We start from the raw sequence: 9380 nt of genomic DNA, 5'->3' as shown, positions 1-9380 counted from the left end.
GCCCGCTCCGCCACGGTCCGATCCCCTCGTGGACGTCGGCGGATGCCGATGCGGGTCCGCACAGGGTGAGCGGACCGGCATCGGCATCCGCCTACGGTGCGAGCACCCCCGGTGTCATTCCTGACGGGTCTCCTCAGCCTGCTCCCGGCGGGTCCGGTCGGGCTGCTACTGGCGCGGCCGGGCGGGGCCCAGGAGCGCAGTGGGACGCGGGATGCGCGGGGCGGGGTGGCTCCGGGCGCGGGTGAGCGGGCGTTCGTAGCACCGATGGATCAACCAGGCGGCGCCCATGGACAGGGCGGTGAGGGCGAGGACGATGGGAATGCCCGTCCAGGCCGTGAAGGTGTGCTCGACGCCCAACAGCCAGCGGGCGATGAGCAGGAGGGGGAAGTGGATGACGTAGAGGGCGTAGGAGGAATCACCCAACGCGATGGCGGCCGGCCTGGCCAGGAGCCGGGATCGGCCTTCGATGTCCGCGAGGGCCAGCCCGGCGATCACGACCGCCATGGGAGCGGCCATCGCGGCGCCCAGCGCGTACTGGGGCGGCAGGAACGGCATCGAGATCAGCACGGCGCCCGGCAGCGCGCCCGTCCACGCGCGGGTCGGTCGGGGCAGGGAGCCGGTCTGCAGCATCCGCGCGGTCACGATGCCGAGAACGAACTCCGGCAGCCTGACGGGTGGCAGGACGTAGCTGAACCACAGGCTGTTCTCGTTAACGGGCAGCCAGTCGTACAGCACCGGCCCGGCGACCGTGATGGAGATGAGCGGCAGGGCCAGAATGACCAGGACGGTGCCCGCCCACACCGCCCGCAGCCGGTGCGTAGGGATCCGCAGGACCCGCACCAGCAAGGCGGGGAACAGCGCGTAGAAGAACGCCTCACAGGAGATCGACCAGGCTGGCGTGTTGAGGCTGAAGAACCAGTCCGCGTCCGGAACCCACCCCTGCAGCAGGAGCAGGTTGGCGGCAGCAGCGCCCGGACTGTGACCGGTTCGCATGGTCAGCACCTGCCCCGCCCCGGTGGACGCGAAGAACGCCACCACGAACGCCCAGGCCAGCACGTGATTGGGAAAGATCTTCCACAAGCGCCGCCGCCAGAACGCCCGCGGCCGGTCCCCGGGACGGTGAGCCCACGTCAGAACGAAACCCGACAAGACGAAGAAGCCCGTCACTGCGGCGGCCGCCAGCGGTTCGAGCACTCCGAGAACCATCTGCAGCGGCCCGTCGAACAGGCCAGACACGTGGGACATGTGGCTCAGCACCACCGCCAACGCGAGAACGAAGCGAACCCCCGTCAATGACGGCAACCTGGACGGCGGTGCGGGCACATCAGTCCGGCCCGAGTCAGTCATGGCGCAGCTCCATAGGCGTGGACGACCAGTACGTGCCGGAATAGTGCTTCTGCCCATGCCGCCACCGGAACGTGCGCCAAAGCGTCGAAGACCACAGCAAGTAGGGGCTGGGACGCGGCCAAAAGTGCTGCTCGGTGATCGCTCCATCCATGCCACGGAGACTCATCGACACCGACTTGACCACGCCCGACCCCTCAGCAGCTCGCGCTAGGCGCGGAGGCTCTTCGAGTTCAGCAACTGCACGAACGACTCAAAGGACACGGGGTCGTCGCACGAAGGTGTCCCATGGGCCGGACAAGGGACACGGTCACCGAGAAGGGGAGACAGGAAATGGGTGCCTACAGCTGACCTGCATGTTCGCATTCGGAGTGTCCCGTTCCGTTGCGATGACCTGGGTGTTGTCGGGTTGTCTCAGCAATGGGCCACGCCGTCGCGTCTCACAGTCCTGGCCCACCGCATGGGTGGTCGCACACGGCGGAGGAGGCGCTCAGCGTCGCCCGAGAACGCTTCGCCGTTCGCGTACGAGTCCTTCAAACAGCAATGCCCTGATGTTCGGCGGTATCACCTTCCGTGTGGCCCATCCAGCCGGTGTTCGCCAGTCCGCTCGGCGAGCCATGTGGGATCGCACAGGAGCAAGCCGTCGTCTGGCTTGAGGGGCAACGAGCCGGTGGCCAGTGCCGTGTCGGCGATGTGGTTGCCGAGCTCCCCGCAGGGCAGATCGAAGAAGGAGTTCAGCGTCGTGGGTTGGCGTGGGGAAATTGCCCTACGCAGAGCGTCGACCGTCAGCAGGCCGGTCGCCTCCCTGATCGCCTCGGTGGTCAGGACGCTGAAGATGCGTACCGTCTCGCCCAGATTCTTCCAACCGGCAAGGTCGAGTAGCCCGGGTTGCACCTGCAGGGCGGGAACCTCGGCCGCCTGAACACGGAGGGCCACCAGCGGCCAGGGCCCGTGGGGTAAGGCGACCAGGATCAGGGCCTGCTCGCACACCGCGTCGAGTAGCCGCATGGCTTCCTCGGCATGTTCCTCGATCATCGCCCGCGCTTCCCACCCTTGCCGGGCCGTAGCGGTGGAGATGAGCGCGTGCACGAGCAACGGCTCTACGAGATGAAGAGCCAGGTCTCGGCCTAGGAAGACGGCCTCCGGGTCGGGAACGGTATCTCTGTCGCCGAAGTTCGGCGGCTTGGCGATCACCAGTCGGGCGCGGGCACTGTAGTCCACGGGCCGACGCAGGAAGTCGTCGCGCAGTGTGCCGGTGGATCTCGGGCGGGCCATGAGCGAGTCCGCGAGGCTGACGAGCTGTCTCCCGTTGGCGTCCCGTGTCGGTTCCGGCTGGCGGCCGCTGTTCAGCAGCGCGCTGACCTTGCGTTGGAGTAGGCGGCGTGCGCCCATCAGCACGTCCATGGGGGCGCCGAGGTCGTTCAGGCGGCGGAGCTGGGCGGACTTGGAGAGCACCGCGCTGTAGAGGCTGTTGAGGTCGCTCTCTATCGTCCGGTGGTCCTCGATGACGTGGGGTCGCAGATCCGGAGGCAGGACCGGCAGCATCTGAAAGGTGACGGTGTCCGGGGACAGGCCGGACGGGATGGCACCGCCGGCTCGACGTAGAAGGATGTTCACCGCCTGTCCGCCCGTCACGGCTGTGGCCTGGTCCTGGGCGGCGGTGGCGCCCCACTTCTTGACGCTCAGCAGTTGCCCGGTGGTTAGCGCCGTGGGGCCAGGGTCGGTGACCAGGACCAGCTCGCAGTCGGCGAGCTGTTGGACCTCCTGCTCGGTCAGCCGTAGCGAGCGCGCGAGCCTGGCGCCGGCCGGGCCGCCGAGGCACCAGCTGTGGACCACCGGCACGGGGAGTTCGATGTGGCCGAGGCGACGGCCCCGCTCGTGGGGCATGGTCGGCGTACGTCCGCAAGCGTCGCATGTCGCGTCGGCGTCCCAGTTGCGGCGGCGCTCCCCGCAGACGCACTCGTCCTCGCGGTCCTGGCCGAAGATCTGCTGGCAGAAGAGCCCGCCCGGCCAGGGGCGTCTGGTCCGCATGTTGTAGAAAACCTCGCTCACCACCTCGCCGTGCGAGAGCCGCGCCACGTCGGCGTCGGTCATCAGACGCAGGCCGATCCGATCGGCTTCGAGCCGCGGCACGACGCGGCCGGCGCGCAGCGTTGCGTCGAGCCGACGGATGGCGTGGGCCGGCGAGTCGAGCAGAGTGACGGGCCGGTGGTGGGGTGGCCCGAGCGCTCTGCCGCCTTCCTCCAGTGCTGTGCGCAGGTCGTTCCGCCAGTCCGGACAGTCGCCGCGCGGTCCGTAGATCTCCATCGCCAGGTGCCGGGCTCCGTGCGCGAGGAGCCATTGGAACTCCCTGGGCTCGATCATCTGGGCGCTGTCGCCGGCTCCGCTCGACAGCGGCTGGTCGAGGACCAGGGAGTAGTCGCCCGCGGACCGGGCGCCGGTGTCCGGTCCTGCAAGACCGTGAGCGGCGAGGCGGATCCGGATGGTGTGGCCGGTCTCGCCCGGTGGCGGGGCCCAGGGGTGGTCGGGCGCCACGACCAGGTCCGGTTCGTCAGGGCTGCCCGCGAGCCGCCGGAGCGAGGGCCCGCCCGCGAGACCGCACACGACTGCGGAGGCGCCGGACTCGTCGTCCAGCGTGTCCCCCTGCTGCACCGGCTGGTCGACGGCGACGGTGACGGTGATGCGTGTCCCGGACCCGCCACCCCGCAGGTGCCGACCGGGCACCGCCGGGATCGCATCGGTCGCCAGAGCGCCGCTGATCCGCTGCGCCAAGACGTGCCCGGGCCGCCGTCCGGGCATCTCCAAGGACCTGTTCAGCAGCGCCTTCCGCAGCGCCTCGTCACCGAAGACGGCGTACAGCAGGCGCTCCTCTGGGGTGCGCAGCGATTCGTCATCCGTCACCGGCGAGGCGGCACCCACCAGGAGCTGTCCAGGTCGCACCGGACTGCCCGGGGTGATCAGGCCCTCCTTGCCAAGGCTCGATGCCCGCTCGGGGGCCACGATCGGCGGTCTTGAGGTGAGGACGGCGCCGTCGGGCAGCGTCGTGCTCACCTGAACCAGTGTCGGGATCGACAGCCCGTCCGGGTCCGCCAGCCGCTCGTTGACCAGGGCCGCCCTGCCCCGCAGGCTCGGTGAGACGACGACGGTGCACTGCGCGGACACCGCGCCGCGGCTCACCAGATCGCCGAGTGCGAGATCCCGCACGGTCACGCGTTGCAGCCGGCTCCAGAACCCGCGCGTGTACGCGGAACTGCTCCGGTACTCGGACCCGGTCCAGGGTCGCCGTCTGAGGGGACGGGTCTGCCCGGGCCGCCCTGCGATCACGTCCTGCCGTAGTTCATCGGCGAACTGGGCGTATCCCTGGCGGTATCCCAGCAGGGTGCGGCGCAGCAGGGCTTCGAGGATGGGCCGGAGTTCGGTCCGGCCGTCGTAGCGAAGTGCGTCCTTCAGGCCGAGGAAACGGTCCCCCGGGGGCCGCTGGTACCACAGCTCCGCGCTCGGGCTCGTCCAGAAGACGGTGGGTGCGTTGAAGACGATCTCGCCGTTCCGTTCCCGCAGGCCGATAGGGAGCGGCAGGTGCATCAGCAGGTGGCTCGCCCGCTTGGTCGGACCCTGCTCGTCCTCGACGACGAGGTCCAGGGTGAGGGGAAGCAGGAAGTCGTTGGGGCCGGCTCCGCCGCGTCGCACCTGCCAGAGGTTCGCCAGGGTCACCCTGGTTCGGCAGCTGGGGCAGACGACGTAGTCGAGAGACCCGGCGCAGGTGGGGTCCGGGCAGCCGGGTGTCGCTTCGGTGATCCTGCCGTGCCCCGAGACCGCCGTACAGGGGCAGGTGTGGTCGTAGCGCCGAGCGAGGCCGGTCAACTGGCCGCAGGAACAGTTCCATTCACCGAGCTCGTACCCGGCCAGCCGCAGAGCAGTGGCGGAGGTGGCGGTGAAGAAACGCCCCAGAACCTTGTGCAGGCCGGTGTCGAGCCGCTCGTGCGGGAGCCGGTCGATCTGGAGGAACTCGGCGAGCTCCCGGCAGTGCTGCTGCTGGACATGCGTGCTCTCGGGGGTGCCGAAGGGGCGCTGCTCCAGGAGGAGTACCTGTACGTACCTGACCAGATCAGGTCGGCGCATCAGGGAGTATGTGCGCGCGATGTGCAAATCGGCCCGCAGCGCGTTGACACCGAACACGCGCTGTCGCAGGCGCCGGAACTCCTCGTCGAGGATCGTGTCGTGGAGGTCGTCGCCACGCCCCTCGTCGGCCGCCAGCCGGATGGCGTTCTCGATAGTGTAGAGCGTGGGGTACTGACGCCAGTTCCGCACATGCGCCGAGAGATCGGCACGGGTGCGCCCGCTGGACACCAGTGCGCTGACGTCGTCGCGAATGGACCGCATCCGCTATCCGATCCCGGCGCGGCCCCGGAAGTACTGCCGGAACCGGTCGTGGCAGAAGCTGTACTCCTCGCTGCCCCTCTGTACTTGCACGCCTGGCAGGGCCCGCCGGTGCACCAGCAGGAAGCGGTGGATCTCCCGCAGAATGGTGTCGAAGTTCAGCCAGGTCAGCCCCTCGACCAGGTTGTACAGATCGAACGCGGAGAGCGTGCCGGCTTCCAGCAGGAACCCCAGGATCTCGACGTGCTCGGTGCGGTGGGCGCTGCGGTTGAGCTGCTCCAACTGCTGGTCCAGGTAGCCTTCGAGGCCAGTGGGGGTGCGCTCGACGTTGTCGCGCGTGAGCACGCCGACGGCCGCGTCCTCCACCAGGAACCGCACATAGAACGGATCGCCCGCAGAGACGCGGTGCATCTGTGCGACGAAGTCCGCGTCCTCTGCCAGTCCTGCCGCCGCACCGCCCGCCATCTGGAGCAGTTTCACGAGCGCCACCTCGTCCAGGCCCTCTAGCCGCAGGTGCAGGCCCATGTCCGCCGGGGACAGCGCGATGTCGCTGAGGCAGGACCGGTCGCCCTGGGCGCGGCCCGAGAGCACGAGCACCAGGCCGTGCGGTAGCCGCCGCGGCAGCAGGGTGCGGAGTTGGTCCGACGGCTCCAGTTCATCGACAGCGTCCAGCACGACGACCGTCGGCTCTTTCGGCGGACGGGCGATGAGACCGCGGAACTGCCGCTCCAGGCTCTTCAGCCCGCCGCCGCGCGTATGGGCGGGGTCCAACTGCTCACAGAGGCACTCCAATATGTCCTCGGGGCTGGTGGGGTCGAACCCGCCGCCCCTGCGCCGGTATGCCTGGCTGATGAAGTGGTAGCGGAACTCGGGATTCTGCCTGACCAGATCCGCGAGGAGGGAGGTCTTCCCGTATCCCGAGAGCGCCTCCACGAAGACGTAGCCGGAGGCGCGATCCCGGATGAACTCCATGATCCGTGCGCTCTCAGCGTGACGCCCTGCGAACAACCGCGTGTGCGTCTCGATGAGATCGCGGAAGAAGTCCCGCGTCGGGGGCTCCTGCGCTGCCCCCTGGCGGCCGGCGTCCACCGCCTGCTCCCACAGCTGCAGCAGCGGGTCCAGATCCATCTTCAGGGCATTCGCCAGCGCAATCACTGTTGCCCTGGTCGGAATGTTCGGTCCGTTGAGCGCCTTGCTGACGGTGGTGTGCCCCAGGCCCGTCAACCTCTCCAAGGCGATCATCTTGACGCCGCGCGCATCCCGCCGATCCCGTAAGCGCTGTTGGAGATCGGCCAGCACAGCGTCGCCATCGGACATGTCCTCCAAGGACCGCACCGGGCCTCCTTTGCGATCAGCCATATCGATGAGCGATCCCGTACATGTTCGTTCGCCCGAACGCCAGCGTACGGTGACTTCGGCATCTTCGTTCTCGGACAACAGCCCTTCAGGGAACGGAGAATGACCCATGTCTGTCTCGCTGGCCTCGCCGCCCGTGCACGCCCTCGCTCTCCTTGTCGCGGTCCTCACCGCGGCCCTTCTCGCACTCCTGGCAGCGATCTCCGCCGGGTTCCTCGCTTACTGGGACGGCGCGTCCCTCCCCGGCGCCCTGCTCCACGCAGGCACAGTCTTCGGCGCCGCCCTCACCCTGCTCTGCAGTCTCATCGCCCTGGGGGTCGCCACGTTGACCTGACGTCCGACCCCCACGGTGAGTCCGAAGGACCGATGACGGACTCTGACCGCTACAAGTTGAGTTGACCCCTCGGTCACGCTTGAGAGGCCGCCGCCAAGATCGCGGACAGAACAGCACTACTACGAGCGAATGGTGTCCTGTCGAATTGCATGCGGAACGAGTGAGAATCCGACAGCTTCAATGCGACAGGACAGAAGTTCGTCTCACTGCCCTGTCCCTTGGGCCAGATAAAGGCCACCGTCAATGAGAAAGGGACATCAGAAATGCGAACCTGCACTTTTACGGTGCGGCGAGGGCGCCGGCCTCATCCGGAGTCGGCAGGATGTGCCAGTGCAGATCGCGGCGCCCCGTCGGCCAGAAGCGCCCCACCCGCTCGAAGAAGTTCTCCATGAACGCGGTTGTCCTCTCCCCCAGATACAACAATGCTCCTGACGATGCACCAGTCGAACAGTCGGTGAGCAGCGAACCGCCGTGCGATACCCCGGCCGGTCGGATCCGGGCCGACGCGGAGGGCCGGTACACCGGTGAGGGGGCCGGGTGGCAGGCCAGAGTGGAGTGGAGTGGAGCCTGCTCTACATCGAAAACATCGCCGACGGGCTGACCGAGGGCAGGGCATAGACGCACCGGGGTCGGAGGGGTCCTCTGCCCCTCCGACCTTGTCGCTCCGGGGCTATTACAGTGCTGACGGCTGCTACACGCTCACGAGCCTGAAGGTGAACTCGTTGCGGCCGGTGCGTTCGTTTTCCATGTTCTCGGGAAAGTTCGTCGCGTCGGCGATGTCGACCGATTTGGTGTTGCTGTTCCAGGTGAAGTGGACCGCTCCTGTGGCGACGTAATGGCCGTCTCCGTTGCGGACGTAGATGGCTGTGGTGACCGGCGGGCCGGACTCCGGCATGATGCCCACCAGACGGAACTCTGGATCGCCGGAGGAGATGGTGGCCTCGCCGACTTCGTACGAAGACACCTTCAGGCTGTAACTGCCCTCAGGAGCGCCAGTGAGGTCCTGGAGCCGGGCGGCAATGGGCAGTGTGGTGGAAGCCGCCACCTTGAACCGGGACAGCCCTCCGATGTCGGTGATGTTCTCCTGGTCGGTGTCCCACTCCCGGTACTGCCCGGACTCGTTGTGCTGCCAGGCGAGCACCTTTACCAGCTTGCCCACCCGCAGGGACTTGAACTTGTCGTTGAGATCGCCGGGATACAGCGACTCGTCCGAGCCGAGCTTGTAGGAATGCGCGTCGCCCGCGTAGGCGAGCTGGGTGTAGAACGTGGCGTTGTCGCTCATGTACCTCTCCCGTGTCGTGCCTGAGCCTTGATCGCCTGCGCACCGTTACCGGACACACGGCGTCGTACATGGGGCCTGGTGCGATCCGGCCTGGGACTCGCCTGTTGACCGCGAGGGCAGGCCGGCAAGACGAATTTCCAGCCGCTGACCAGCACGTAGATGATCGCGGCAAACAACGTCTCATCAGGCGTGTCCTGCGTCCCGCAGTCTTGAGGCCGCACCTTCGACGGCGGAATCAATGGCGCCGGGATCTCCCACAGCCCGTCCGGAGCAATCCAGCTCCACGCACTTTGCCCCATGTCAAGATCAACGAGTCGTCTCCACATAGGGAACGGTCTCAAGTCATAGCCGTTACCTGCGGTTTCCGGCTGATCCGGACCTCTTCCCCGCCCCGTGTGCGGCCGCCGTCGACGGACAGGCCGTGCCTGCGCAGGTCGTTCGCCGCACCACGGTGGGAGGCGGTGCGCGCCTCCTTCCGCAGGGCCGCTGTCTTCTTCAGGGTGTGCCGGTAGGTCAGGTACGGCGCGGCCAGCCGCTGTATCTGGTCGGCGGTCGCGACCTTGAGCACCCCGAGCACGCACAGCACGTCGCCGCGCAGGCCGTTCGACGATCCCGCCTCGTTCGCCTTGCGCTTGCCCGCCATCAGGCCCGCCCTCCCGTCAATCGCGTCCGACCCCCGGCCGCGGA

At 68.0% G+C, this 9380-nt stretch carries 6 protein-coding genes and 1 pseudogene; 1 reads left to right on the top strand and 6 read right to left on the bottom strand.

Going from position 1 to position 9380, the window contains the following annotated elements; genetic code table 11:
* Nucleotides 1-165 precede the first annotated feature (165 nt).
* From ACFVYE_RS44570 to ACFVYE_RS44560, 3 genes are all read right to left on the bottom strand, one after another.
* Nucleotides 166-1347: an acyltransferase family protein gene (locus ACFVYE_RS44570; RefSeq protein WP_389609235.1), complete on the bottom strand. Its 1182-nt coding sequence runs from the start codon at nt 1345-1347 to the stop codon at nt 166-168.
* A gap of 561 nt (nt 1348-1908) precedes the next feature.
* Complete coding sequence (locus ACFVYE_RS44565) at nt 1909-5724, bottom strand: hypothetical protein (protein ID WP_389609233.1); 3816 nt, start codon at nt 5722-5724, stop codon at nt 1909-1911.
* A 3-nt stretch (nt 5725-5727) separates the two neighbouring features.
* A complete protein-coding gene (locus tag ACFVYE_RS44560) occupies nt 5728-7056 on the bottom strand; it encodes a helix-turn-helix domain-containing protein (RefSeq protein ID WP_389609231.1) in 1329 nt (442 codons plus the stop codon).
* A 130-nt stretch (nt 7057-7186) separates the two neighbouring features.
* On the opposite strand from ACFVYE_RS44560, the gene ACFVYE_RS44555 reads away from it, so the two are divergent.
* Complete coding sequence (locus ACFVYE_RS44555) at nt 7187-7411, top strand: hypothetical protein (protein WP_389609229.1); 225 nt, start codon at nt 7187-7189, stop codon at nt 7409-7411.
* A 691-nt stretch (nt 7412-8102) separates the two neighbouring features.
* Here ACFVYE_RS44555 and ACFVYE_RS44550 read toward each other — a convergent pair.
* The 3 genes and pseudogenes from ACFVYE_RS44550 to ACFVYE_RS44540 form a co-directional block, all read right to left on the bottom strand.
* Nucleotides 8103-8693 (bottom strand): beta/gamma crystallin domain-containing protein, encoded by a 591-nt coding sequence (locus ACFVYE_RS44550; RefSeq protein ID WP_389609227.1) that lies wholly within the window; start codon nt 8691-8693, stop codon nt 8103-8105.
* 116 nt (nt 8694-8809) lie between these two features.
* A pseudogene (locus tag ACFVYE_RS44545) lies at nt 8810-8992 on the bottom strand (IS5/IS1182 family transposase); the annotation flags it as partial.
* A 38-nt stretch (nt 8993-9030) separates the two neighbouring features.
* A complete protein-coding gene (locus ACFVYE_RS44540; protein ID WP_389609225.1) occupies nt 9031-9336 on the bottom strand; it encodes a hypothetical protein in 306 nt (101 codons plus the stop codon).
* Nucleotides 9337-9380 lie beyond the last annotated feature (44 nt).

Origin of the sequence: Streptomyces sp. NPDC058239 (assembly GCF_042882185.1) — a bacterium.
Classification (GTDB): Bacteria; Actinomycetota; Actinomycetes; order Streptomycetales; family Streptomycetaceae; genus Streptomyces.
Note: the sequence above shows the minus strand (reverse complement) of the source record. Positions and strands in the feature narration are given on the sequence as shown.

Bases quoted from the DNA above. Each gene is read 5' to 3' on its own strand.
- ACFVYE_RS44550 (WP_389609227.1), bottom strand. From the start codon at position 8,693: ATGAGCGACAACGCCACGTTCTACACCCAGCTCGCCTACGCGGGCGAC.
- ACFVYE_RS44555 (WP_389609229.1), top strand. From the start codon at position 7,187: ATGTCTGTCTCGCTGGCCTCGCCGCCCGTGCACGCCCTCGCTCTCCTT.
- ACFVYE_RS44570 (WP_389609235.1), bottom strand. From the start codon at position 1,347: ATGACTGACTCGGGCCGGACTGATGTGCCCGCACCGCCGTCCAGGTTG.
- ACFVYE_RS44540 (WP_389609225.1), bottom strand. From the start codon at position 9,336: ATGGCGGGCAAGCGCAAGGCGAACGAGGCGGGATCGTCGAACGGCCTG.
- ACFVYE_RS44565 (WP_389609233.1), bottom strand. From the start codon at position 5,724: ATGCGGTCCATTCGCGACGACGTCAGCGCACTGGTGTCCAGCGGGCGC.